A 24,024-nucleotide genomic window follows, 5' to 3' on the forward strand; every position below is an offset into this window, starting at 1 on the left:
TCAGCTCTCGATCACGGCTTCCGGCTCCATGTCCTGGCGCGGCACGGTGAGGACACCGGAGAAGAAGCTCATCATGATCGTCTGGAAGCCCAGGATGATGCCGAGGGAGCTCGGGATGGCGACGCGGATGACGTCCACGGCATCCTGTTGCCCGAATCCGAGGGCGGCCCACTGCGAGACCTGGACGACGCCCAGAACCACGCCGAGGAGGAAGAGCACGGTGCCGGCGAGGAGCCCGCGTTCCGTCGTCCATCTCGACATGATGCGTCGATAGCGCTCGCTCGTCGGCAGGAACCCCTCTTGCGTCGCATACAGCTTCGTCAGCCAGAAGAACAGGAGGGCTTGGAAGCCGAGGATGCACAGGGCGCTGGCGTAGACCATCGTCGTCACGTCGAAGCCGATCTGACCGATGCGGACCCCGCCGAAGGACAGGATGCCGACGGTGAGCGCGCCGAGCAGGAAGGCGAACAGGCCCGGGTACACGAAGAGCCAGCGGGGCGCGAAGAGCAGCAGGAAGCGCAGGTGGCGCCACCCGTCGTGCCAGCTGCGCAGGTGCGGCGGGCGCGAACGGCCGTCCTTCTTCAGGGTCGTGGGCACCTCGTCGATGCGGTACCGGGCCAGGGAGGAGCGCACCACCATCTCGGAGGCGAACTCCATGCCCGTCGTCTTCAGCGACAGCGCGCGGATGCGCTCCGTGTTGAAGCCGCGCAGACCGCAGTGGAAGTCGCCGATGCCGGGGCGGAAGAAGAGCTGACCGATGAAGGACAGCACCGGGTTGCCCAGGTACTTGTGCAGGGGCGGCATCGCGCCGGGCTCGATGCCGCCGGCGAAGCGGTTGCCCATCACGAGGTCGGAGCCGGTGCGGAGGCGCTCGACGAACGGCTCCAGCCGCGTGAAGTCGTAGCTGTCGTCGGCGTCGCCCATGATCGTGTAGGTGCCGTGAGCCTGGTCGATGCCGGCGAGGAGGGCCGCGCCGTAGCCGCGGCGCGACGCCGGGACCACGCGGGCGCCCAGACCCGTGGCGATCGCCTGGGAGCCGTCGGTGCTGCCGTTGTCGGCGACGACGACCTCGCCGGAGATGCCGGTGCGGTCGAGGAAGCCCTTGGCCTTCCGGACGCAGGTCTCGAGTGTCTCCGCCTCGTTGAGGCAGGGCATGAGAATGGTCAGCTCGATGTCACGAGTTTCAGTCACGGGGGTCCCCTCCAGGGGCGTCTTGCGGTTGCTGCTGTACGGCGGAGCGGCCGGGGTCGACGACCTCCAGCAGCTGTCGGATGGTGGCGTCGATCGTGCGTTCGCGCCGGGCGCGGTCGTACCACTCTCGGGTGCGGTCGCGCAGGGTCGGACCGGCGAGCACGACCTCGGCGATGGCGTCGCCGAGGGGCCTGGGCGCGGGGGAGGCGGCGACGGCGCCGTTCGTCCCGGGTTCGACGAGCTCGGTCGCGGCGTTGTCGGGGTCCTCCACGAGGACGACCGGGACGCCGTGGCGGGCGGCCTCCACGACGACGAGACCGTAGCCCTCCCGCCGCGAGGGATTGACGACGGCGGCGGCGCCGCCCACGATCCGGTGCAGATCGTCCTCGCTCACGAAGCCGGGGAGCTCCGTCCAGGCCGCGGCGTCCGCGGCGTCGACGGCGGCACGGACGTCGGAGGTGCTCGGGCCGCTGCCGAGGATCACCAGGCGCAGCCCGGGGACCGTCCGCCGCGCGACGGCGACGGCCGCCGGGATGCTCTCGACCTGCTTGTCGGGGATGTGGCGTCCGACGTACACGACGTACGGGGGCTCGGCCGCTGCCCCCGCCCGGGGCTCCGGCGCCGCGTCGTCGTCGATGAGGCCGGGACTGCGCAGCAGCGTGCCGCGGAAGCCCTCGGCGTGCAGGCGCCCGGCGGTGAGGGCGGAGTGGCATGTCGCGACGGGGGTCAGAGCAACGGCGATTCGCTGGGCCGCCCAGGCGAGGGCGCCGACGGCACGGCCGGCGTACTCCGCCCACTGACGGCGGCCCCACACCTCGAGGTAGTCGACGACGAGCGTGGTGCCCGAGCCGAGGAGCGCGGCGCGAGCGGTCAGCACGTTCAGCGCGGGGAGTCCGGACACGACGACGGTGCCGTAACGGCGGCGCCGTCGCAGGAGCGCCCAGCCGAGACGCAGGGCGAACACCACCGCGGTCCCGGTGCGGCGCACCCCGTTCTCGTCGTACAGGCGCAGGGCGGGGGAGACGGTGACCACGTCGAAGTCCGGGGCGGTCAGCGGAGCGCCCGCGCCCTGGTCGGCGGTGAGGTAGTCGACGTCGTATCCCGATCGGGCGAGGCTCTCGGCGAACGCCCGGTACTGGCGCTCCCCGCCGCCGACGGTGAACGGGAAGAGGCAGTCGTAGGCGATGGCGACGCGGCGGCGACGGTCCGTCATGAGCACCCTTCGATCCTGAAGAGCTTCGCATCCGGGCCCTCGGAGTCGACGAGGACGAGCCGGGCGGACGGTTCGAGGTCCTCCAGGCCGGTGTAGGCCGAGCCGTCGTTGCCGTTCACCGTGCGGTCGCCGAAGTCCAGGACGTAGGTCGCGCCGACGGCGCGCACGGCCTCGCACACCTCGGGGTCCGAGTCGATGTCGCGGAGGTTCTCCGTGAGGTACTGCTCGTCGGGGGTGCGGGTGCCGAAGACGTGGCGCTCGGTCACCGTGCGGTCGCCGATGGCGTAGGCGAGCGAGGCCCCCGTCAGCGGGCTGCCGACGATGACGGCATCCGGCGGGGTCGTCTCGTCGAGGCGGGTGAGCACGTCGAGCTCGTCCTCGCTCAGGACGTTCGCATCGGCCCGCAGCGCGTACTGACCCTGCGTCTGCACGATCGTCGCGCGGACGTTCTGTCCCACCGCCACGGAGGCGGCGAGGGCGGTCACGACGGCGACGGCGGCCACCGGCGCCCACGCAGAGGCTCCGGGCAGACGACCGAGGCCCGCCCGCAGCCCGTCGGACACGGCCAGCGCGCCGAGCGTCACCAGCGGGATGGCGGCGACGGGCAGGAGCGCCGCGAGACGGTAGGGGTCGTTGTACCAGGGGTTGGCGAGGAACTCGCGGATCGGGTTCGCCACCACGGCGCCGGAGCACAGCACGAAGAGGACGAGCGCGGCGAGGAACGGACCGGCCGCGGGCAGACGGGCGGGTCGCCGGGCGATCACGACCGCGCCGACCGCGAGGAGGAGCGCGAGGACGATCGTCATGGGGAACTGCCGCGGAGCGAGCGTGAGGGCCTCGCCCACCGCCTGCGACGCCGTCTGCCACGGACCCCAGCGGGACATGTCGTAGTTGGTGCGGGCGACGGTCCAGACCGCGTAGCCGATCACCAGCAGCCCCACCGTGACGAGGGCCAGGGCGAGGAAGCGTCCCCGCGTGCGCTCGGCGCGGGTGAACGGGACGAGGAGGAGCACGACCGCCGGCACTGCGAGCGCGAACACCCCGAGGAGGGCGTTCGGGTGGGAGATGCCCACGCCGACCGAGATGAGGAGGAGGAGCAGGAACGGGCGGACGCGCTCACGCCACCCGGACGCCTGCACGAGCGGCCAGACCGCCGCGAGCGCCGCGCCGATCAGGGCGTAGCCCGCGAAGTTGGGGTACAGGACGCCGAAGTCGAGCAGGAGCAGGGGGAACGCGCCGAAGCCGGTGGCCAGCAGGGCGGCGAAGACGACGGCGAGCGGTCGGCGGAAGACCGCCCAGGCCAGCGCCGCGGCCGAGAACGGCCAGACCACCGCGCCGATGACGATGTTCCCCGCGGTGACGGCGACGGGGATGGGCGCACCGGTGAGGAGCTGGACCAGCGCGACGATGCTGTGCCAGCCGTTCGGGTAGAACGGGATGTCCGAGGTCGCGCCGATCTGGACGGCGGACGCGTCGGCGGTGTCGGTGGCGAGCTTGATCGCGTTGAGGTGGACGATGTTGTCGAGCGTCTGGGAGATGGCATCCGGTCGCCCGAACGCGACGACGAGCTGCACCCCGATCGCGAGGGCGCTCACCGCGAGGGCCACCGTCATGCCGACCGCGTGGGCCGGGCGGACGGAGACGACCTCCCCGGCCCGGAGCACCCGTCGCACGACGAAGGCGACGGCGGCGATCAGGACCGCGACGAGGGCGACGGGGAGCGGGGACCACGGCAGTCGCACGAAATGGGCGACGTTGGAGGCGACCGCGAGGACCGTCACCGACATCGCCGGGACGAGCAGCCACGGGAGGACGTCGCGCACGTTCCACCCGGCGAGGCGGATGAGGATGCCGGGCAGAAGGACGGCGGCCAGTGCGACGGCGATCGACGGAAGCGCCGTCAGCCAGCTGCCGGACATGCGTCTCCCGTCTCGTCGGCAATAGCAAGCAATCGTAGCCGACGCCCCGGTGAGGGTCAGATCGGGCGCCCGGCTTCGTTGGGTAAAGTGATCTGTCGTTGCGCTCGACAGGCGCGGGCCGCGATGTCGGCCGCTCGATCACACGAAAGCGTATCTTCATGGATCTTCTCATCGTCGGCTCCGGCTTCTTCGGTCTCACGATCGCGGAGCGGGCCGCCGCTGCCGGCCGCAAGGTCACGGTCATCGACCGTCGCCACCACATCGGCGGCAACGCGTACTCGGCCGACGAGCCCGAGACGGGCATCGAGGTGCACCAGTACGGCGCGCACCTCTTCCACACCTCCAACCCGACGGTGTGGGAGTACGTGAACCGCTTCACGGACTTCACCAGCTACGTGCACCGCGTCTATACGACCCACAAGGGCGTCGTGTTCCCGCTGCCGATCAACCTCGGCACCATCAACCAGTTCTTCCAGGCTGCGTACACCCCGGGCGAGGCGCGCGCGCTCGTCCAGGAGCTCGCCGGCGAGTTCGACGCCAAGGATGCCGCGAACCTCGAGGAGAAGGCGATCGCCCTCATCGGCCGTCCGCTGTACGAGGCGTTCATCCGCGACTACACCGCGAAGCAGTGGCAGACCGACCCGAAGGACCTCCCCGCCGAGGTCATCTCGCGCCTGCCCGTGCGCTACACGTACGACAACCGCTACTTCAACGACACGTGGGAGGGTCTGCCCGTCGACGGGTACACCGCCTGGCTCGAGCGCATGGCGGACCACCCGAACATCGACGTCAAGCTCTCGACGGACTACTTCGACGAGTCGCAGCCGCTGAACAAGAAGGCCACCGTCGGTCAGGTGCCGATCGTCTACACCGGCCCCGTCGACCGCTACTTCGACTATGCCGAGGGCGAGCTGTCGTGGCGCACGCTCGACTTCGAGCAGGAGGTCCTGCCGATCGGCGACTTCCAGGGCACCAGCGTCATGAACTACGCCGATGCGGACGCCCCGTACACCCGCATCCACGAGTTCAAGCACTTCCACCCCGAGCGCGCGGACCGCTATCCGACGGACAAGACCGTCATCGTCCGCGAGTTCTCGCGGTTCGCCACGCGCGAGGACGAGCCCTACTACCCGGTGAACACGCCGGAGGACCGCTCGGGCCTGCTCGCCTACCGCGAGCTCACGAAGGGCGAGCAGGGCGTGCACTTCGGCGGACGCCTCGGCACCTACCAGTACCTGGACATGCACATGGCGATCGGTTCCGCCCTGTCCATGTGGAACAACACGCTCAACGAGGGCTGAGATGACCGACACCGCTCGCCGCATCGCCGTCAACAACGTCGTCTTCCCCGTCGAGGGCGTCGCCGAGGTCTCTTCGCTGTACGTGGACACGGGGACCGGCGACGGCTCCCAGCCGGGCGAGGCCTACGAGATCGTCGGCCGCCGGTCGGTGCGCGTCTTCGCGCACAAGCGCATCTCGATGGGGACGTTCTTCAACGCGTTCCCCGCGAGCTACTGGCAGCGCTGGACGTCGGTCCGCGACGTGCGCCTCCGGCTGCAGCTGGAGGGCGAGGGGCTGGTCTCGGTCTACAAGTCGAGCGCGCGGGGCCGCTCGTCGGCGGTCGCCTCGAAGCAGTTCGAGAACGAGGTCGTGGAGTTCGACCTGCCGGTGCGCTCGTTCGTCGACGGCGGCTACTACTGGTTCGACCTCGCCTGCGCGCAGTCGGACGCGACGCTGGTGCAGGCCGAGTGGAGCGTCGAGGTCGAGGAGGACTGGGTCGGCGGTCGGGCCACGGTCGGCATCACGACGTTCAACCGTCCCACCTACTGCCTCGACCAGATCCGCGCCGTCGGGCAGAACACGTACATCCAGGAGGCCCTCGACCGCGTCATCGTCGTCGACCAGGGCACGCAGCTGGTCCAGGACCAGCCGGGCTTCGACGACATCGCCGCCGGACTGGGCGACCTCCTGCACGTCGTGCGCCAGCCGAACTACGGAGGGTCGGGCGGGTTCTCCCGGGCCATGCTGGAGTCGCTCGCCTCATCGTCGAGCGACTACGTCCTGCTCCTGGACGACGACGCGATCAGCGAGCCCGAGGCCATCCTCCGCGCCGTGCGCTTCGCCGACTTCGCCGTCACGCCCACGATCGTCGGCGGCGGCATGCTCCACCTGGACGAGCGGGCCGTGCTGTACACCCAGGGCGAGGTCTGGGACGCCCGCAAGTCCTGGATGGTCGCCTCCGGCGACAGCGAGTACGACCACGACTTCGCCGAGGACACGCTGCGCGAGACGCCGGAGATCCACCGCCGGCTCAACGCGGACTTCAACGGCTGGTGGATGTGCCTCATCCCCACGGAGATCCTGCGCCGCATCGGGCTCTCGCTCCCGGTCTTCCTCAAGTTCGACGACATCGAGTACTCGCTGCGGGCGGCGCGCCACGGCTTCCCGACGGTGAGCCTCCCCGGCGTCGCGGTCTGGCACATGGCCTGGCACGACAAGGACCCCACCCGGACGTGGGAGGAGTACTTCATCCACCGGAACCGGGTCATCACCGGTCTGCTGCACTCGGACGTGCCGCGCGGCGGGTACCTGCCGCTCCACTCCTTCCTGGGCGACCTCAAGCTGCTGTTCATGCTGCAGTACTCGACGGTCCGCCTGCGCCACCAGGCGCTCGCCGACGTGTTCGCGGGTCCGGCCTCCCTGCCCGAGTGGCTGGGCTCCCGCCAGGGCGACGTCCGCGAGATGCGCACGCACTTCGTCGACGCCCGTGTGGTCGAGGACCTCTCCTCGATCCCGCCGGTGCGCCGGTCGTCGCGGGCCTTCCTCGGCGCCGTCCGCCGGCCCACGAACCCGTTCGCCACGTTCGCGCTGGCCCTGCGGGTGACGTTCCGTCAGCTCCTCGTGAAGGAGTCGCCGGGCAGCAAGCAGAACCCGGAGCGCATCATCCCGGCCCCCGACATCACGTGGTGGCGGTTCGCGGACATCGACTCGGCGCTGGTCACGGCGCCGGACGGCATCGGTGTCGCGTGGTACCAGCGGGACCGCAAGCAGATGCGCCGGTCGATCTTCCGCGGAGCCCTGCTGAGCCTCCGTCTGTCCGCACGCTGGAACGAGCTCTCCCGCCGCTACCGCAACGAGATGCCCGATCTGGTGTCCGCCGACGCCTGGCAGCGGATCTTCGGCGAACACGCGCGATGACGGCCCGGACGTGCACTCGGCGTCCGGCTGAGGCCCGTCCGCTCTCCGACCGGCCGTCGACGACGGTCCGATCCGATTACCGCCCCGACATCGACGGGCTGCGCGCCCTGGCGATCCTGCTGGTGGTGGGGTACCACGTCTGGCTGGGGCGCGTCTCGGGCGGCGTGGACGTTTTCCTGATGCTCTCCGCGTTCTTCCTCACGCGGACGTTCCTCACCCGGATGCAGGCGGGTGTCCGCGTCTCGCCGCTGGAGCGGCTCGTCGGGGTGTTCCGGCGTCTGCTCCCCGCGGCGGCGGTCACCCTGCTCGCCGTCCTCGCCGCCGCACACGCCTTTTACCCGGCCTCGCGCTGGCCGTCGATTTGGGAGCAGACCTGGGCGTCGCTGCTCTACGTGCAGAACTGGGTGCTGTCCGCGGAGGCGGTCAACTACTACGTGCGCTCGGACATCCCCAGCCCGCTCCAGCACTTCTGGTCGCTGTCGGTGCAGGGGCAGGCCTTCGTCCTCTGGATCATCCTCCTCGCGGCGTGCCAGGTCGTCGTGCGCCGGTGGTTGCTCGCGCCGGCCCGCGTCGTGGGTACCACCTTCGGCGTCGTGTTCGCGGCGTCGTTGGCCTACTCCGTCATCCGGACGGCCACCGTCCAGGAGGCGGCGTACTTCGACACCTTCGCCCGGCTGTGGGAGTTCGCGGCCGGCTCCCTGCTCGTCGTCGCCCTGCCCCTGCTGCGCCTGTCGGCGCCGGTGCGCGTCGTCCTCGGCTGGCTGGGCCTGATCGGCCTGGTGTCGGTGGGGATGCTGCTGGACGTGCAGGGGGGCTTCCCCGGCTTCCTCGCCCTCTGGCCGATCCTCAGCGCCGCGGCGATCGTCGCGGCCGGGTCCGGCGACGCGCCGCCGCTGCCGACCCGCATCCTCGGGTCGCGCGTGATGCGGGCGATCGGCACCGACGCCTACGCGCTCTACCTCGTCCACTGGCCCATCCTCGTGACGTGGATGGTCCTGCAGCGCGACCAGCACGTCGGCATCCTCGCCGGCATCGGGGTCGTCGCCCTGTCGCTGCTGCTCGCCCGGCTCCTGACGCGACTCGTCGACGCCCCGATCCGCTCCTGGCGTCGTGGGGCCCGTTCGCTCCTGCCGGCCGTGGGTGTCATCGTCGTGTCGGTCGTCGCCGTCGCGGCCGTCGTGAGCACCTGGCAGACCACGGTCACCCTGCGGGAGCGCAGCCTCGCCTCCGTCGAGGTCCGAGACAATCCCGGCGCGGCCGTGCTCCGCAACGCGTTCCTGGCGGAGGAGGAGCTCGACGCGCCGCTGCTGCCGCTTCCCACCACCCTCGACGAGGAGTGGGTGCAGCTGGAGCGCGTCTGCGACGCGAGCGTCGGCGCCGACAGCGACGTGATCTACGGGACCTGCTTCTCGACCCCCTCGACCCCGGACGCCGATCGCACGATCGTCGTGGCCGGCGACTCCCACGCCCAGCAACTGACGGCCACGGTCCTGGATCACGCCGAGCAGAACGGCTGGGGCGTCATCACGCTCGTCAAGGGCGGCTGCGCCCTCGGCCTCGACGAGTCCCGCCGCGACCCCGAGGGGTGCGGACAGTGGCGCGACGCCGCGATCGACCTCATCGAGAACCTCCGTCCCGCCGCCGTCATGACGATCGTGACCCGCGCCGGCGTCGACGGGGAGCCCGAGGTCGTGCGACCCGGGATCGATCGGACCCTCGACCGCTTCGTCTCGGCCGGCATCCCGGTGCTCGCCGTCCGCGACAACCCCCGCTTCGACGTCGACATGTTCGAGTGCGCCACCGGGCCCGACCCCGACGAGTGCGTCGTGGACCGCGCGGACTCGCTCGCGGACGACAACCCCGCGTCGGCGCTGGATCGCGAGGGCGTCCACCTGATCGACCTCACCCCCTGGATCTGCCCCCAGGACCGGTGCCCGGCGATCATCGGCAACGTCGCGGTCTACCGGGACGACAACCACCTCTCGCGGCTCTACGCCACCACGCTCGGTCCGTCTCTCACCGAGCTGCTGCCGCTCAGCATCGGCTGATGCGCTCCCCCCGTAGAATCGAGCGGGTGACCCCCGCCGCCGTCGGCGCCCCCGGATCCGCGCGGCGCTACCTGCATTCGCTGTGGCTGCTGTCGGCGCGCGACCTGCGCGTGCGCTACTCCACGAGCGCGCTGGGCTACCTGTGGTCGGTCCTCGACCCGCTCGTGATGAGCGGCATCTACTGGTTCGTCTTCACGCAGGTGTTCCACCGCTCGGTCGGCGAGGAGCCGTACATCGTCTTCCTCATCACCGCGCTCCTGCCGTGGGTGTGGTTCAACTCCGCGGTCACGGACTTCACCAAGGCGTTCAAGAAGGACGCCCGGCTGGTCCGGTCGACGTCGATCCCGCGCAGCATCTGGGTCAACCGCATCGTGCTCAGCAAGGGGATCGAGTTCCTCTTCTCCATGCCGGTCCTCGTGCTGTTCGCGGTCTTCGGCGGCGCGCAGGTGTCGTGGAACCTCCTGCTGTTCCCCGTCGCCGTGCTGCTGCAGATCGTCCTGCTCACGGGACTCGGTCTCATCGTGGCGCCGCTGTGCGTCATGTTCGGCGACCTGGAGCGGACGACGCGGCTCATCCTCCGTGCGCTGTTCTACGCCTCGCCGATCATCTACGGCGTCCAGAACCTCCCCGGCGCGTTCTCCGACATCGCCGCGTTCAACCCGCTGTCGGGCATCTTCACCCTGTACCGCGTGGGCTTCTTCGGCGACCAGTGGGACACGCTGACCGTCGTCGTCGGCGCGGCGCTGAGCGTCGGCATCCTGATCCTCGGGATCCTGCTGTTCCCGCGGCTGGAGCGTCCCGTGCTGAAGGAGCTGTGATGGAGCGACCCGCGATCGAGGTCCGCGACCTGGGCGTGCGCTTCCGCCGCAACAGGCGCGGCGGCCGCAGTATCAAGGACCTGTTCGGCGGCTCCACGCGCCGGGCCCGTCCGGACGAGTTCTGGGCGCTGCGCGACGTGTCGTTCGACGTGCAGCCGGGCGAGTCGATCGGCGTGGTCGGCCGCAACGGGCAGGGCAAGTCGACGCTGCTGAAGCTCGTGGCCGGGGTGCTGCTCCCGGACGAGGGCCGCGTCGAGGTGCGCGGGGGAGTCGCCCCGCTCATCGAGATCACCGGCGGCTTCGTCGGCGACCTCACCGTGCGCGAGAACGTCCGGCTGACGGCGGGACTGCACGGGATGCCACGGGCCGAGGTCTCGCGCCGGTTCGACGACATGATCGACTTCGCGGAGATCGGCGACTTCGTCGACACCCCGTACAAGCACCTCTCCAACGGGATGAAGGTGCGCCTGGCGTTCTCGGTCGTGTCGCAGCTGGACGAGCCGATCCTCCTCGTCGACGAGGTGCTCGCCGTCGGCGACCGGTCCTTCCGCGAGAAGTGCTACCGCCGCATCGACGAGCTGCTCGCCGACGGGCGCACGCTGTTCTTCGTCAGCCATAACGAGAAGGACCTGCGCCGCTTCTGCACGCGCGGCCTGTACCTCGACAAGGGCAGCTTGCAGATGGATGCCGCCATCACCGACGTCCTGGACCGCTACAACAGCGACTACACGACGGGCTGAGACTGCTCCAGCGGCGGCATGGGCTTCCAGGAGGCATCCCGGCTGATCTTCCGACCGTCGCGGAGACCCCGGAACAGGTGGCTGGTGCCGCGGAGCTTGCGCTCGACCACGACGAGGCGGATGAGCTCCTTGACGAACGTCAGCGCCGTGCCCGCGGTGAACGGCAGCGCTCGGTAGACGCCCACCGACCGGTAGTACTTCTGGATGAAGGCGCGGTTGCGCATGATGTAGTACCGGTACGCGTCGCTGGAGGCGTTCATGTGGCGGATGCCCATGTCCCACTGCTTGATCTCGCGCGTGCGGCGCAGGACGAACTCGTTCACGATCACCGACGGGGTGCGGCGCGAGGCCAGCCAGCCGTAGACCTGGTCGTCCCAGTAGATGAAGAACCGCGGGTCGGGCAGGCCGATCTGCGCGACGACGTCCCGGTGGATGAACATGCCCTCGAAGCATCCGGAGTTCATCGGCTTGAACCCGGAGTCGTCGAAGCCGGCGGGGGCGAAGGGGATGGGGATGCCCATGGCCTCGGCGATGCGGTACTGCCAGTAGAACTCGCTGCCGTCGTAGTCGTAGCGGCGGCCCTGGATGCTCTTGAACCGCGGCGCCCAGCGACCCATACGGGCGAGGCCGTCCGAGACGACCTCGACGTCGTCGTCCATGAGCCACATCCACTGCGAGCCGAGCTCGTACGCGACGCGCATGCCCTCGCTGAACCCGCCCGAGCCGCCGGTGTTCGTCTCGAGGCGGCGGTAGACGAGCTCGGTGGGGAGGCGGTCGCGGAACGACTCCACGACGGCGGTGGTGTCGTCGGTGGAGGCGTTGTCGATGACGACGAGGTGGCCCGGCGCGGGGTTCATCCGCTCGACGCTCTCGAGCAGGCGCGTGAGCAGGTGCGTCCGGTTGAAGGTGACGACGACGATGGTGGCCGACGCGGGATCGAAGGATGCCTCGGGGGCGGGCGCCGTGGCGTCGTCTGCGGGGGTCATAGCGCCGTCGATCCTACCCGTTCGCCCGATCGGCATCCTGCGCCGGGGCGGCTCCGCCGTCGCGCGGCATCCGTGCCTCCAGCCGCTCGCGCCAGGAACGGGACTGCCCCGCGCGCACCGCGCAGACCACCAGCAGGAGCCACCCGGCTCCGGACAGGGTGAAGCTCTCGAAGAGCGACACGCACAGCAGGGCGACGAGGATGAGGGGCGTCCAGGCGTGGACCACCGACCGCCGCTCGCTCGCCACCAGCCAGCCGCGCGCGAGGGCGATGCCGCCGAGGGCGAGGAACAGCAGCAGGCCCGCCCAGCCGAGCTGGAGCAGGACGTCGAGGTAGGCGTTCAGGGCGGACGCGTGCGTCTCGCCCAGCCGGAAGTTCAGCGCGTTGAACGGGAACTCGCTGCGGCGCCACGGCCCGAAGAAGCCGAAGCCCTCGACGGGCCGGGACCGTGCGAACGACAGGATCTCCGTCCACAGGTCCGTCCGGAGAGAGATGTCGGTGCGGGCGCCCAGGACCGCGACGACCGCCCCGCGCATCGCGTACCCGACGGCGATGAGGGCGACCACCGCGACGCCGAGCGCGGTCTGCGCGATGGAGCGCTGCGCCGGCGGCATCCGTCGCACCGTCCACAGTGCGAGGGTCGCCAGCGCCGTCGCCGACGCCACGATGACCACCGTGGGGGAGTCGCTCAGGACCGCGAGCGTGCCGCCGAGGACGACCGAGGCGAGGGCGACCCCGACGCGGACCGACTGCGTGCGGTACTCCACGACGAAGGTGATGAGGGCGACGACGGTGACGAAGCCGAGGTAATTGCGGGTGCCGAACAGGCCCTGCACCGGTCCGAGGGTCGCGATGTCGCCGGCGATCCCGAGGAACGGGATGGGCAGGTCGAGCAGGATGCCGCTGAGGATCTCGAGTCCGAGCGAGATCGCGAGCAGCCACCGGAGCACGTCGCCCAGGGCGCGCACGGTCTGCAGGGCGTCGCGCACGTGCCCGATCACGACGGCCAGCAGGGCGATGCCGGCGAACGAGACGGCCTTGCCGAGGGTGACGACCGGGTCGCCGCTCCAGAAAGCGCTGACGAGGGCCCACACGAGCAGCAGCGTCGCAGTGGTCGGCGCGAGCCGCACCAGCTCGATCTCGCGCCGGCGGACGACGAGCATCGCGGCGCCGATGACGCAGAGGCCGGAGACGATTGTCGCGTAGGCGACGTCGCCGGCGACAGCGCGGATGGCGAACGAGGAGAAGACGGCGGCGAACGCCGTGAGGGTGAAGGCGCGGGCGAAAGAGGCGGAGTCCAGGAGGTGGCGGACCCCCGAGGCCTCGGGCGGCGGACTCACCGTCATGACGACGTCACGGGGCGGGTCTCTGCAGCTCGCCGCGTTCGATCGACAGGGTCCGCTCGGCCGGGCCGACCCCGACGAGGGGCGCCTGCTTGATCTTCGCGCCGAACAGGACGACGAACATCCACCCCCAGAGCAGCAGCGGAGCGGACTCGGTGAGGCCCTGGACCACGAGCAGCGCACCGATCAGGGTGGGCAGCAGCGTCAGCGGGGAGTACGGGCGGTCCGCCTGCAGGTCCCAGCGGGGGCGGTCCACCGCGAAGAACCAGGACCGCCAGAGGTAGGCGAGGTACACCAGCGCCAGCAGAACCACGCCGACACCGCCGAGCTGGAGGTAGGAGTCGACCCACATGCTGTGCGCCTGCACGACGGTCTCGCCGTGATCGACGATCCACCCGTCGATGAGGGGCTGGTCGGCGATCCACGGGGTCGAGTAGCCCCAGCCGTGCAGCGGGTGCTGGTTCGCCCGCTCGAGGACGGCCTGCCAGATCATGTCGCGTCCGGTGAGATCGGACGAGCGGCCCAGCACCCCGAACAGCGCGTCCCGGCCGAACCACAGCACGGCGCCGCCGCCGACGCCGAGGAGGGCGAAGAGCAGGTACCAGCGCGTGCGTTCGCCGGGGCGACGGGCGGTGCGCATGACGAGCACCGTGACCAGGACCAGGGCGACGAACGCCGCGGCGACCACGGCGGTCGCGGAGCCCGCGCGGACGAAGAGGTACGCCGCGACGGCGATCCACACCAGCAGCAGCGGGCGGCGCGGGGCGCGGGCGGCGAAGCGGACGGCGAACACGATGATCGCGACGATCATGGCCGGGGCGAGGAGGTTGGCGTTGCCGAAGATCCCCTGGATGCGGCCCCCGTCGAGGAGGTTGTCGCGCGACCAGTAGACGATCGGGTCCATCCGCTCGGCGGGGATGACGAAGCCGGGCAGCAGGGGCCCGTGCACGAGGAGCGACACGCCCAGCTCGAACAGCAGCGACAGTGCGACGATCCACTTGGCCGCCGACGCGACGGCGCGGACGACGTCGCGCCAGGCCAGCATCGCCCCGACGAAGAGCCCCTGGAAGGTCGTCACGGCCAGCATGAGCCAGGTGACGACGGATGCCGCGGGCCAGGCGCTCCACAGGATCGAGAGCAGCGCCCAGCCGACGTAGCCGAACGCCAGCCACGGAAGCCGGCTGACCAGGACGGGCGGGCGCACAACCGCCCAGACGACGGCGGAGACGACCGCCGACCCGACCACGACGACCCCGGCCGCGACGGGCCCGACCGCGTTGACCAGACCGACACCGCCGAGGGCGAGCACGATGACGGCGACGCACCACGCCCGCAGGAGCAGGTGGCCCGTGGTCTCGCGCACCGGGGCCGCGGGCGGCCCCGTCACGGGGTGGTGGGTGTGCATGGCCATGGTGCCTTCAGGGTACCCGTCCGACCTCGGCGCCGACGGGCCTCCCGGGTAGGCTGACGCCGTGCTGGTAGCGATCTCGAACACGCCCCGCGACTACGCCTGGGGCAGCCCGACGCTCATCGCCGGTCTCGAGGGGCGGACCCCGACCGGTGCACCCGAGGCCGAGGTCTGGTTCGGCGACCACCCGGGGTCGCCGGCCCGCGTGCACGACGGGTCCGGCATGACGCTCGACCAGTGGCTCGCGGACCCGCCCGGACACGTCGACGTCCCCGCCCACCTGCCCTATCTCCTGAAGCTCCTCGCCGCTGGGGCGCCCCTCTCCATCCAGGTGCATCCGTCCAAAGAGCAGGCGGCCGAGGGGTTCGCCCGCGAGGAGGCCGCCGGCGTCCCGCGCGACGCCGGCTCGCGCAACTACAAGGACGACAACCACAAGCCCGAGGTCATCGTCGCGCTCAGCGAGACGTTCACGGCGCTCGCCGGCCTGCGCGACATCGCCGCCACCCGGCGGCTCGTGGACGCGCTCGGCGGCGGAGCGGGCGTCGACGCGCTGCGCGAGCGGCTGAGCGCCGACGACGCCGCCGCGTCCCTCCGCGCCGCGATCGGGTGGCTGCTGGGCGAGGCGGCGCGCGAGGAGATCGAGCAGATCGTCTCCGCCGCGGCATCCACGACCTCCGACGAGTTCGCCGCGGAGCTCGCCCTGACGCGCGCACTGTCCTCGGCCTATCCCGCCGATCCGGGCATCGTCGTCGCGCTGCTGATGAACCTCGTCGAGCTGCGTCGCGGGGAGGCCGTCTTCGTCCCGGCGGGCGTGCTGCACGCCTACGTGGCCGGGCTCGGCGTCGAGATCATGGCGGCGAGCGACAACGTGCTGCGCGGTGGGCTGACGCCGAAGCACATCGACGTCCCGGAGCTGCTCGCGCTCGTCGACTTCCGCCCGGCGCCGGCGCCGCTGCTCACCCCGTCCCCGGCGGGCGCGGGGGCCGAGGTGTTCGACCCGCGTATCGCGGACTTCGCGCTGGGCCACCTCACCGCGGGGGAGTCCACCGCTCGCCTGGACCTGCGGGGTGTCTCCCTCGTGCTCGGCGTGGCCGGCGAGGCGCACGTCACCGGCGCGTCCGGCGCCATGCTGACGCTCAAGCCCGGGCAGGCCGCGCTCGTCACGGCCGACGAGAGCCCGATCGCGGTGCGCGGCGACGGCGAGGTCTTCGTCGCCATGCCGGGAGCGTGATCGCATCGCGACACGCCCGCGGCGCGTCGTGAAGGTTCAAGCCGCCATTGAGCCTTTAGTATCCGCGACTTGACCGGAGCGAATCACACCGGTGTAATTATGAGTACGCGAAATCGCGTCATGGGGGCTCGAGCGAGGCGGAGGACGAGATGGCGACGTCACAGTATCGATCCGGCGTCCCGGACAACTGGTTCGTCGACCCGGTCGACCTCGGTGTCCCGGGCGTACGGCGTGACACCGAAGCCGGCGACGACAACGCTCTCGCCTGGCAGACCGACGCCCTCTGCGCGCAGACGGACCCGGAGGCGTTCTTCCCCGAGAAGGGCGGCTCCACCCGCGACGCGAAGCGCATCTGCACCTCGTGCGACGTCAAGGCGCAGTGCCTCGACTACGCCCTGCAGAACGACGAGCGCTTCGGCATCTGGGGCGGTCTGAGCGAGCGCGAGCGGCGCAAGCTCAAGCGTCGCGCCTGATCCCCGCGCTCCCGGCGCGGCGTCGCCGTTCGCCGGGGGCCCCGCTTAGGCTGACCACGCTATGCCCGCGAGAGTTCACGCCATCCTCGTCGTGCGCCCCGAGGGACGCACGCCCGCCGCGCTCCATCTGAAGCGCACGCTCGCCGCGCTCGATGCGCAGGTGCGGCCCGTCGACGCTCTCACCATCGTCCTCTGCGGCGCGGACGCGGCTCTCACCGAGCTCGCCGCCGCCTCCGGCGCGGAGGGCGTCATCACCGCCCCCGTGGGCACGCCGTTCGCCCGCGCGACCGCGCTCGCCACCCCCCGCCTGACCGGGGACGCCGTCTGGCTGCTGGCGCAGGACACCGCCCCCGAGCCGGACGCGCTGCAGCGGCTGGCCGGAGCGCTCGAGCTCTCCCCGTCGCTGGCGATCTCCGCCCCCAAGATCGTGAAGTGGGACGACCACGGCGAGATCGTCTCCCTCGGCATCAGCGTCACCCGCTATGGGCGCACCGTCGAGCTCGCCGCGGGCGAGCTGGACCAGGGGCAGCACGACGGCGACGCCGACGTGCTCGGCGCGGACGTCCGCGGTCTGCTGGTCCGCCGCGAGACCTGGCGCGCTCTGGGCGGCCTCGATCCCGCCCTCGGCGGCGCCGATGAGGGCCTGGACCTCTGCATCCGCGCCCGTCTCGCCGCCGACCGCGTCTCGCTCGTCCCGGCCGCGCGGATCGCCGTCGCCGGCGACGGCGTCGCCGCCATGGCGAAGGGCCGCCGCCGTGCGCGCCGCCGCGCCTTCGCCCAGCGGCAGGCCGAGCTGCACCGCCGTCTGACCTACGCGCCGGCCCCGGCGGTCCTGTTCCACTGGCTCTCGTTCCTCCCGCTCGCCCTGTGGCGCTCGGTGCTGCACCTGATCACGAAGGCCCCGCACCGGGTGATGCCGGAATGGGGGGCGACGCTCCTGGTCATGCTGCGGCCCGCCGCCGTCGCCCGCGCCCGCCGGCGCATCCGCACGACCCGCGGCGTCGGCTGGTCGCGGATCGCGCCGCTCCGGATCACCCGCGGCGAGATGCGCCTGCGCCTGGACGGCGACGGTGACACGACGGCTCCGGTCCGCAGCGAGCTGCGGTTCTTCACCGGTGGCGGGGCGTGGGTCGTGCTCGGCGCCCTGGCCGTGTCCGCCGCGCTGTTCTCCCGCCTGCTGGCGTGGCCCGTCCTCGGCGGGGGCGGGCTGCTGCCGCTGCGCGCGACCGTGTCCCAGCTCTGGGAGGACGCCGGCTGGGGGCTCCGCCCCCTGGGGCTGGATGCCATCGGGCCGGCCGACCCGTTCGCCTCCCTCGTCGCGCTGCTCGGGTCCCTCTCCCCGGGCGACCCGTCCCGCGCGTTCGTGGTGCTGTGGGTCCTCGCCCTCCCGCTGGCCGTGCTCGGCGGGTGGTTCGCGGCGACGCGGGTGACCGAGTCGGCGCTCCTGCGCATCGTCGTGGCGATCGCCTGGGCCCTCGCGCCGACGTTCCTCGCCGCTCTCGTCGAGGGGCGGCCCGCGGCAGTGCTCCTGCACCTGCTGCTGCCCTGGCTGTTCTTCTCGGCCAGCGTGGCCCACCGTTCCTGGGCGCCCGCGGGGGCGGCATCCATCCTCCTCGTCGCCGTGCTGGCGTGCGCGCCGTCGCTGGCCCCGGCCACCGTGGTGCTGTGGTCCGCCGGCCTCATCGTCGTCGCGCTCGTCGCGGGGCGCGGGACCGCTCGCGTCATCTGGCTCCTCATCCCGTCGGCCGTCGTCTTCGCGCCGCTGGTGTGGACGCAGCTGCGCGCGGGCAACCCCTGGGGGCTGCTGGCCGACCCCGGCCTGCCGTACGCCGGGGACGAGGTGGGCGCCGACCCCCTCGGCCGCGCCCTGCTGGCCGCCGGCTTCCCGACCGCCGACCCCGGGGGCTGGTCGCTCTTCACCGACGGCGGTCCGGTGTGGTGGGTGGGGCTGCTCGCGGCGCCCCTCGCCGTGCTCGCGGTGCTGTCGGTCCTCACCCCGCGGTGGATCACCGCCTCCGCCCTCATCGTCGTCGCGGCGACGGGGATCGCCACCGCCTTCGCCGCGGTCGGCGTCGCGGTGTCGTTCGATCACGCCGAGCCGGTCGCGCTGTGGCCGGGCTCCGGCCTCAGCCTCGCGTGGCTCGCCGTCGTGTGCGCGGCGGCCGTCGCGCTCGACGCGGGGGTCGTGGGCCGGGCGCACGCCCTCCGGCCGATCGGCGCGCTCGTCGTGCTCCTCGCCCTCACGGTCTCGGCCGTCCCCGCTCTCACGGCCCAGACGGACCTCGCCGCCGACCAGGCGCGCAGCCGGCTGACGAACGGCCCGACCTCGACGCTGCCCGCGTTCGTCGCGGCGGAGGGACGCGGCTCGACCGCGATCGGCACGATCGTGCTCGACCCCCGGGCGGACGGCCTGCGCGTCGACGTGGTCTGGGGCGGCAGCGCGACCCTCGGCGGGCAGAGCACCGTCCTGGCCACGCGCACGGAGGCGACCCCCGGCGATCGGGAGCTCGCCGATATCGCAGCCGACCTCGTGACGCTGTCGTCCGACGACGCCGTGTCCCGGCTGGCCGCGCGCGGCATCGGGTTCGTCCTGCTCGAGACCGCACCGGACGGGCAGGACGAGATCGCCCGGGGCAACCGCCTCTCGGCGGGGACGGCGCTCGATCAGCGCGACCGCCTCGACGCCGTGGGCGCGACCGCCCGCGGAGACCTGTGGCGCGTGACGGGGGAGGTGCAGCCCCGCGCGGCGATCGGCGGCGACGACGAGGTCATCGCGCGCGTGATCGCCCTGTCGGCCCTCGCAGTCCTCGTGATCGCCCTCCTGCTGGCCGTGCCCACCGCCGCCTCCCGCCGGGTGGCCCGCCGGACGCCGCGCGTGGTCGGCCCGACCCCGGGAGCACACCGATGAGCACCGATCGCCGTCTCGTCCGACTAGCCACCACCAGCGCCCGCGTCATCGCCGGGACGGCCGTGGCGACCGCTGCGGTCGTCGGCACGGTCGTCGCCATCGCGGCGCCCTGGCCCGTCGTGGCCTCCGACCCGGTCAGCGTCGAGGCCCTGCCGACGCCGTCCGACACCGTTCTCGCCTGCAGCGGTCCGATCCTCGCGCTCGGCCGTACGATCGAGCAGGCCGGGGCGCTCAGCGTCGCGGCCGCGCCCGACGTGGTCAGCGGCGGCGCGGCCCAGGTCGAGGCGTTCACCCTGTCGGGCGACGCCGGGGCGGACACCCCCGCCTTCCGTGCGGCGCCGCAGGACGGGGCGCGTGCGCCGCTGGCCGCGGCCGGGAGCGCCGCCTCCGCGGCGGAGGACCTGGCCGGGTTCGTCGCCTCCGCGTGCCGCCCGCCGCTGGCGGAGTCCTGGCTCGTCGCGGGGGCGACGACCACGGGCGCGAACGACCTCGTCGTCCTCGGCAACCCCGGGGACGTGCCCGCGACGGTGCAGCTGTCCGTCTACGGCGCGCAGGGCGTCTCCACGCCGCCGGGCGGCGCCGACGTCATCGTGCCCGCTCGCGGCCAGCGCATCGTGCCCCTCGCGGGACTGCTGCTCGGGGAGGAGAGCCCGGCCGTCCGGGTCGTCGCCACCGGGGCACCCGTGCAGGCGTCGCTGCAGTCGACCCTCACGCGGACCCTGCTCGCCGGCGGGGTCGACCAGGCCGCGCCGGCGGCCCAAGCCGACACGCGCGTGGTCGTCCCCGGCGTGGAGATCCTCACCAGCGGCGAGGGCGAGGTCGGCTCCTTCGTGCGTCTGCTCTCCCCGGGAGGGGATGCCACGGCCACCGTCACCGTCACCGACGCCGCCGGGCAGACGGCGGGGGACCCGCGACAGGTGCCGCTGGCCGGTGGCATCCCGACCGCCCTCGACCTGTCGGGCATCGCCCCCGGGACCTACACCGTCGACGTCCGCGCGGATGCGCCGGTGGTCGGCGGCGTGTGGTCGACCACCGGGTTCGGCGAGGGCGCGGACTTCGCCTGGTACGCCGCGGCGCCCGTCTTCGACGCCGAGAGCGTCGTCGCCGTCGCCCCGGGTGCCGGGGCGCGGCTCGCCCTCGTCGCGGACGGCGGGCAGGCGACGACGGCGACGCTGACCCCGTCCGACGGAGGGTCGCCGGTCCAGATCGACGTCCCGGGGGACGGCGGCGTGGTCGTCGATGCCGGTGCGGGGGTCTACACGCTCTCGCCGCAGGCGCCCGTTCGGGCCGCGGTGTCGTACACGGCGGACCGTGCGCTCGCGGGCTACCCGCTGTGGCCGGCGGAGGCCGCCACCGCCGCCGTCACCGTCTACCCCTGACGCGGGGACGGCCGTCCGGCTCAGAGGAAGCGGAAGCGCTCGGGACCGAGGTCCCAGGGGTCGCGGTCGAGGTACTCGGCGGCCGCGCGGAAGACGGCGCCCTCGACCATCATGCGTCGATGCAGGTCGTCGTCTTGGTGAGGGTGCCCCAGACGCTCGATCGGCACGCGGTACAGGATGATGCGCTTCTCGTCACGGAGCACCTGCCAGCGCGGGATGCCGTCGCCCGCGGCCGGGGGCATGATCCCGATCTCGAACGAGACGTCGCGCAGCTCGCTCCACGCCGACCGCAGGAACTCCGCGGCCGTGCTCACCGCGAGGTCGAAGCGCTCGGGTCGGGTGTCCAGCGGCGGCAGTGGGGGGCGGACCACGGGGCTGCGGTTCTCCCGGCCGTGACGTCCGTGCCGGGACGGACGCGCCGGGCGGGGGACCGATGCGGCCTCGCGGAATCGTCTGCGCACCATGCGCCCATCCTACGGTCGGCGGCGCGGCGCGGTCGGCGGGGGAGGGGCCCTCGCCTAGGCTGAGCGGCGATGCGCGACAGACTCTGCTCGAAGGTGGGATGCGCCCGCGAGGCGATGAGCACCCTCACCTACGACTACGGCGACCAGATGGCCGCGCTCGGCCCGCTCGGCCCGGCCGGCGATCCGCACGCCCACGACCTCTGCGCCATCCACGCCGACCGGCTGTCCGTCCCGCGCGGCTGGGTTGTCGTCCGGCACGAGACCCTGCGCGCCTGACACCCGGCGCACGTCCCGGCCGTCAGCGGTCGGCGGTGAGGGATGCCGCGCGCTCGCGCTCCCAGACCAGGGCGCGGTACTCCCGGTCACGGCGCACCGCGGCGACGGCGCGGACCAGCGTCTCGGCGTCGACCGGCGGACGCGGGGCGACGTAGGGCGCCACGGCCTCGGCCAGCCCGGTGGCCACGCGGAGACGGCTCGCCGGATCGAGGGCGTCGGCGGTGCGGACGAACTGTCCCACACGCGCGCCCAGGCGGTCGGGCAGGCGGGAGACGTCGGCCGAGCGCGCCCAGTCCTCCAGACCCGCCGGGAGGCCGGGTGCGGGCGAGGGCAGCGGGCGCGTCCGCGTCCGCTCGCTCGCCGTTCCCGCCAGGAGGTCGCCGAGGCGCTGCGCGCGCGGCGTGAAGATGCCGACGAGGGCCGCCACCGTGCCGAGGGTGAACCAGATCTCGAAGACGCCCGCCACCGCCCGGATGAGGGCCTGCCGGAAGCCGGACGTCCCGCCGTCAAGCCGGACGATGCGTCCGCCCACGGCGAGCTTGCCGAGGCTGCGTCCGCGGCTCAGGGTCTCGACGGCGGTCGGGACGACCACGAGCACGGTGACGACGAGCACGACGCTCACGATGGGGAGCGCCGCGGCGTCGACGACGCCGCTCTGCAGCAGCCAGCCGGCCAGGAAGCTCCCGGCGATGAGGACGAGGACGGAGACGACGAGATCGATCAGCGCCCCGACGATGCGGAGGAAGAACCCGACCGGCTGCACGTCCAGGGCCACGGCCTCGCCGGTGAGGGTCTCGTCCTGGGCGATCTCGACGACGGCCGCCCCTGCGGCGGGGGCGGGCGAGACCGGCGTGGGGTGCGACGAGGCCATGCGTACAGTTGACCACATGGACCTCGACGCGATCACGGCCGCCCGTCGCGACGAGTGGAGTCGTCTCGACGAGCTCAGCAGGACCCGCCGTCTGACCGGCCCGGAGGTCGACGAGCTCGTCACGCGCTACCGCGCCGCCTCCGCCGACCTCGCCGACATCAAGAGCTCCGCCGGCCGCACGCCGCAGGGCGACGTGGTCTCGACGTTGCTGGCGCGGACGCGTCTGCGTCTGACCGGGGTGCGGGAGAACGTCCTGCGGCAGCTCCCGCGCTTCTTCGTGCTGCAGCTGCCGGCGGCGCTCTACCGCGTGCGGTGGACGACGCTGGTCGTCGGGGTCGTGTTCGTCCTGATCGCGACGCTCTTCGCGGCATGGATCTCGAACGACCCGGCCGCGCTGGCGTCCCTCGGCGCGCAGTCGCAGCTCCAGAACCTCGCGGACGAGCAGTTCGTCGCCTACTACCGCGAGAACCCGAACTCGATCTTCGCGGCAACGGTCTGGACGAACAACGCGTGGATCTCGGCCCAGGCGGTGATCTTCGGCATCACCGGCATCTGGCCGGTCTACCAGCTCGTCCTCAACGCGATGAACGTCGGCGTCACTGCCGCGATCATGGCGGCGTTCGACCGCATCGACGTGTTCTTCCAGTTCATCCTGCCGCACGGGCTGCTCGAGCTGACGTGCATCTTCGTCGCGATCGCCGCGGGGCTCCACATCTTCTGGTCCTGGATCGCCCCGGGCCGTCGCACGCGCATCGAGGCGCTGGCGGCGGAGGGCCGGTCCCTCGCCACGGTCGCGGTCGGGCTGGTGTTCGCGCTGGCGCTCTCGGGGGTCGTGGAGGGCTTCGTCACCCCGCGCGAGTGGCCCTGGCAGGTGAAGGTCGCCATCGGTGCTGCGGCCCTCGGCGTCTTCCTCCTCTACATGCTCGTCGTGGGCCGGCGCGCGGTGCGGCTCGGCGAGACCGGGGATCTGACCGAGTACGAGGCCGGGACGCCGACGCTCGTCGCCGGGTGACCGCACCGCCGGGGGGGGGCGGCATCCCGAATCCGATCCGTCACCGGCGTGTTGTTTTTGATTAATTCAAAACAAGCTAGAGTGATCGAGTGCTCGACGGACGAATGGATGCCTCGGCGGATGCGATCATCCGCGAGGCCGGCCTGCGCGTGACGGCGACCCGCGTCGCCGTGCTGGACGCGCTGCGCTCACGCCCGCACGCGACCGCCGACGACGTGTTCGCCGGCATCCGCGACGTCCTCCCCGCCACCAGCATGCAGTCGGTCTACAACGCCCTCGGCGATTTCGTCGGGGCCGGGCTGGCCGCCCGCATCGAGCCGGCGGGGCACCCCGGCATGTTCGAACTGCGCGTCGGCGACAACCACCACCACGTGGTCTGCCGTCAGTGCGGGCGCGTCGACGACGTCGACTGCGTCGTCGGAGCCGCTCCCTGCCTGCACGCGCCGGTCGGCAGCGGATTCACGATCGAGACCGCCGAGGTCACGTTCTGGGGCGTCTGCCCCGACTGTCGAGCCACGTCCTGACACCCTTCCCCGAGAGGATTCCG

20 protein-coding genes are annotated in these 24,024 nt (G+C 72.3%); 12 read left to right on the forward strand and 8 right to left on the reverse strand.

From position 1 onward, the window contains the following. Genes MRBLMI1_RS08365 through MRBLMI1_RS08375 form a run of 3 tightly spaced genes read right to left on the reverse strand, consistent with a single transcriptional unit; the run spans position 1 to position 4,323 of the window. Positions 1-1,191 (reverse strand): glycosyltransferase family 2 protein, encoded by a 1,191-nt coding sequence (locus MRBLMI1_RS08365; protein ID WP_367729854.1) that lies wholly within the window; start codon positions 1,189-1,191, stop codon positions 1-3. Further along, positions 1,184-2,404 carry a glycosyltransferase family 4 protein gene (locus MRBLMI1_RS08370; protein WP_367729855.1) on the reverse strand — a complete coding sequence of 407 codons (1,221 nt, stop codon included), beginning with the start codon at positions 2,402-2,404 and terminating at the stop codon, positions 1,184-1,186. Before MRBLMI1_RS08370 ends, MRBLMI1_RS08365 begins: the two co-directional genes overlap by 8 nt. Then, positions 2,401-4,323: a DUF6541 family protein gene (locus tag MRBLMI1_RS08375; RefSeq protein ID WP_367729862.1), complete on the reverse strand. Its 1,923-nt coding sequence runs from the start codon at positions 4,321-4,323 to the stop codon at positions 2,401-2,403. The genes MRBLMI1_RS08370 and MRBLMI1_RS08375 overlap by 4 nt, the downstream gene beginning before the upstream one ends. A 158-nt stretch (positions 4,324-4,481) precedes the next feature. On the opposite strand from MRBLMI1_RS08375, the gene glf reads away from it, so the two are divergent. The 5 genes from glf to MRBLMI1_RS08400 are packed head-to-tail and all read left to right on the forward strand — an operon-like array spanning position 4,482 to position 11,127. Then, positions 4,482-5,624 (forward strand): UDP-galactopyranose mutase, encoded by a 1,143-nt coding sequence (glf, locus tag MRBLMI1_RS08380; RefSeq protein WP_367729863.1) that lies wholly within the window; start codon positions 4,482-4,484, stop codon positions 5,622-5,624. Between the two features lies 1 nt (position 5,625). After that, positions 5,626-7,521, forward strand: coding sequence for a glycosyltransferase (locus tag MRBLMI1_RS08385; RefSeq protein ID WP_367729895.1), 1,896 nt, complete (start codon positions 5,626-5,628; stop codon positions 7,519-7,521). Then, a complete protein-coding gene (locus MRBLMI1_RS08390; RefSeq protein ID WP_367729896.1) occupies positions 7,518-9,569 on the forward strand; it encodes an acyltransferase family protein in 2,052 nt (683 codons plus the stop codon). The genes MRBLMI1_RS08385 and MRBLMI1_RS08390 overlap by 4 nt, the downstream gene beginning before the upstream one ends. 26 nt (positions 9,570-9,595) lie before the next feature. Further along, positions 9,596-10,387 (forward strand): ABC transporter permease, encoded by a 792-nt coding sequence (locus tag MRBLMI1_RS08395; RefSeq protein WP_367729897.1) that lies wholly within the window; start codon positions 9,596-9,598, stop codon positions 10,385-10,387. Then, entirely contained in the window at positions 10,387-11,127 is a 741-nt protein-coding gene (locus tag MRBLMI1_RS08400; RefSeq protein WP_367729898.1) for an ABC transporter ATP-binding protein, read from the forward strand. The genes MRBLMI1_RS08395 and MRBLMI1_RS08400 overlap by 1 nt, the downstream gene beginning before the upstream one ends. Here MRBLMI1_RS08400 and MRBLMI1_RS08405 read toward each other — a convergent pair. The 3 genes from MRBLMI1_RS08405 to MRBLMI1_RS08415 are packed head-to-tail and all read right to left on the reverse strand — an operon-like array spanning position 11,112 to position 14,866. Beyond that, complete coding sequence (locus MRBLMI1_RS08405) at positions 11,112-12,113, reverse strand: glycosyltransferase family 2 protein (protein ID WP_367729899.1); 1,002 nt, start codon at positions 12,111-12,113, stop codon at positions 11,112-11,114. The two genes, MRBLMI1_RS08400 and MRBLMI1_RS08405, sit on opposite strands and share 16 nt — an antisense overlap. 13 nt (positions 12,114-12,126) lie before the next feature. Continuing rightward, positions 12,127-13,458 (reverse strand): O-antigen ligase family protein, encoded by a 1,332-nt coding sequence (locus MRBLMI1_RS08410; protein WP_367729900.1) that lies wholly within the window; start codon positions 13,456-13,458, stop codon positions 12,127-12,129. Positions 13,459-13,465: 7 nt separating this feature from the next. Then, a complete protein-coding gene (locus tag MRBLMI1_RS08415; RefSeq protein ID WP_367729901.1) occupies positions 13,466-14,866 on the reverse strand; it encodes an O-antigen ligase family protein in 1,401 nt (466 codons plus the stop codon). Between the two features lie 61 nt (positions 14,867-14,927). Between MRBLMI1_RS08415 and manA the strand changes: the two genes are divergently transcribed. The 4 genes from manA (at position 14,928) to MRBLMI1_RS08435 (ending at position 20,854) form a co-directional block, all read left to right on the forward strand. Continuing rightward, complete coding sequence (gene manA / locus MRBLMI1_RS08420) at positions 14,928-16,094, forward strand: mannose-6-phosphate isomerase, class I (protein ID WP_367729902.1); 1,167 nt, start codon at positions 14,928-14,930, stop codon at positions 16,092-16,094. A 149-nt stretch (positions 16,095-16,243) separates the two neighbouring features. Continuing rightward, entirely contained in the window at positions 16,244-16,567 is a 324-nt protein-coding gene (locus MRBLMI1_RS08425; RefSeq protein ID WP_367729903.1) for a WhiB family transcriptional regulator, read from the forward strand. A gap of 61 nt (positions 16,568-16,628) precedes the next feature. Continuing rightward, positions 16,629-19,475, forward strand: a complete 2,847-nt coding sequence (locus MRBLMI1_RS08430; protein ID WP_367729904.1) for a glycosyltransferase — start codon at positions 16,629-16,631, stop codon at positions 19,473-19,475. Further along, on the forward strand, positions 19,472-20,854 hold the full coding sequence (locus MRBLMI1_RS08435) for a DUF5719 family protein (protein WP_367729905.1): 1,383 nt from the start codon (positions 19,472-19,474) through the stop codon (positions 20,852-20,854). Before MRBLMI1_RS08430 ends, MRBLMI1_RS08435 begins: the two co-directional genes overlap by 4 nt. A gap of 20 nt (positions 20,855-20,874) precedes the next feature. Here the strand turns inward: MRBLMI1_RS08435 and MRBLMI1_RS08440 are convergent, their stop codons facing one another. Then, positions 20,875-21,225: a metallopeptidase family protein gene (locus tag MRBLMI1_RS08440; RefSeq protein ID WP_367729906.1), complete on the reverse strand. Its 351-nt coding sequence runs from the start codon at positions 21,223-21,225 to the stop codon at positions 20,875-20,877. 162 nt (positions 21,226-21,387) lie between these two features. On the opposite strand from MRBLMI1_RS08440, the gene MRBLMI1_RS08445 reads away from it, so the two are divergent. After that, positions 21,388-21,594: a DUF3499 family protein gene (locus MRBLMI1_RS08445; protein WP_367729907.1), complete on the forward strand. Its 207-nt coding sequence runs from the start codon at positions 21,388-21,390 to the stop codon at positions 21,592-21,594. Positions 21,595-21,616: 22 nt separating this feature from the next. On the opposite strand, the gene MRBLMI1_RS08450 is transcribed toward MRBLMI1_RS08445, so the two are convergent. Then, entirely contained in the window at positions 21,617-22,465 is an 849-nt protein-coding gene (locus tag MRBLMI1_RS08450; RefSeq protein WP_367729908.1) for an RDD family protein, read from the reverse strand. A 16-nt stretch (positions 22,466-22,481) separates the two neighbouring features. On the opposite strand from MRBLMI1_RS08450, the gene MRBLMI1_RS08455 reads away from it, so the two are divergent. Together MRBLMI1_RS08455 and MRBLMI1_RS08460 are read left to right on the forward strand one after the other, a co-directional pair. Beyond that, entirely contained in the window at positions 22,482-23,477 is a 996-nt protein-coding gene (locus tag MRBLMI1_RS08455) for a stage II sporulation protein M (protein ID WP_367729909.1), read from the forward strand. A 104-nt stretch (positions 23,478-23,581) separates the two neighbouring features. Then, the gene (locus MRBLMI1_RS08460; RefSeq protein WP_367730926.1) at positions 23,582-24,001 is read left to right on the forward strand and encodes a Fur family transcriptional regulator; all 420 of its coding nucleotides are present in this window, start codon (positions 23,582-23,584) and stop codon (positions 23,999-24,001) included. Positions 24,002-24,024 lie beyond the last annotated feature (23 nt).

It is taken from the genome of Microbacterium sp. LMI1-1-1.1 (assembly GCF_040815675.1).
GTDB lineage: Bacteria > Actinomycetota > Actinomycetes > Actinomycetales > Microbacteriaceae > Microbacterium.

Coding starts and splice junctions, on each gene's coding strand:
- MRBLMI1_RS08370 (WP_367729855.1), bottom strand. CDS start 2,404: ATGACGGACCGTCGCCGCCGCGTCGCCATCGCCTACGACTGCCTCTTC.
- MRBLMI1_RS08375 (WP_367729862.1), bottom strand. CDS start 4,323: ATGTCCGGCAGCTGGCTGACGGCGCTTCCGTCGATCGCCGTCGCACTG.
- glf (WP_367729863.1), top strand. CDS start 4,482: ATGGATCTTCTCATCGTCGGCTCCGGCTTCTTCGGTCTCACGATCGCG.
- MRBLMI1_RS08385 (WP_367729895.1), top strand. CDS start 5,626: ATGACCGACACCGCTCGCCGCATCGCCGTCAACAACGTCGTCTTCCCC.
- MRBLMI1_RS08390 (WP_367729896.1), top strand. CDS start 7,518: ATGACGGCCCGGACGTGCACTCGGCGTCCGGCTGAGGCCCGTCCGCTC.
- MRBLMI1_RS08400 (WP_367729898.1), top strand. CDS start 10,387: ATGGAGCGACCCGCGATCGAGGTCCGCGACCTGGGCGTGCGCTTCCGC.
- MRBLMI1_RS08405 (WP_367729899.1), bottom strand. CDS start 12,113: ATGACCCCCGCAGACGACGCCACGGCGCCCGCCCCCGAGGCATCCTTC.
- MRBLMI1_RS08410 (WP_367729900.1), bottom strand. CDS start 13,458: ATGACGGTGAGTCCGCCGCCCGAGGCCTCGGGGGTCCGCCACCTCCTG.
- MRBLMI1_RS08415 (WP_367729901.1), bottom strand. CDS start 14,866: ATGGCCATGCACACCCACCACCCCGTGACGGGGCCGCCCGCGGCCCCG.
- MRBLMI1_RS08425 (WP_367729903.1), top strand. CDS start 16,244: ATGGCGACGTCACAGTATCGATCCGGCGTCCCGGACAACTGGTTCGTC.
- MRBLMI1_RS08430 (WP_367729904.1), top strand. CDS start 16,629: ATGCCCGCGAGAGTTCACGCCATCCTCGTCGTGCGCCCCGAGGGACGC.
- MRBLMI1_RS08435 (WP_367729905.1), top strand. CDS start 19,472: ATGAGCACCGATCGCCGTCTCGTCCGACTAGCCACCACCAGCGCCCGC.
- MRBLMI1_RS08445 (WP_367729907.1), top strand. CDS start 21,388: ATGCGCGACAGACTCTGCTCGAAGGTGGGATGCGCCCGCGAGGCGATG.
- MRBLMI1_RS08450 (WP_367729908.1), bottom strand. CDS start 22,465: ATGGCCTCGTCGCACCCCACGCCGGTCTCGCCCGCCCCCGCCGCAGGG.
- MRBLMI1_RS08455 (WP_367729909.1), top strand. CDS start 22,482: ATGGACCTCGACGCGATCACGGCCGCCCGTCGCGACGAGTGGAGTCGT.
- MRBLMI1_RS08460 (WP_367730926.1), top strand. CDS start 23,582: ATGGATGCCTCGGCGGATGCGATCATCCGCGAGGCCGGCCTGCGCGTG.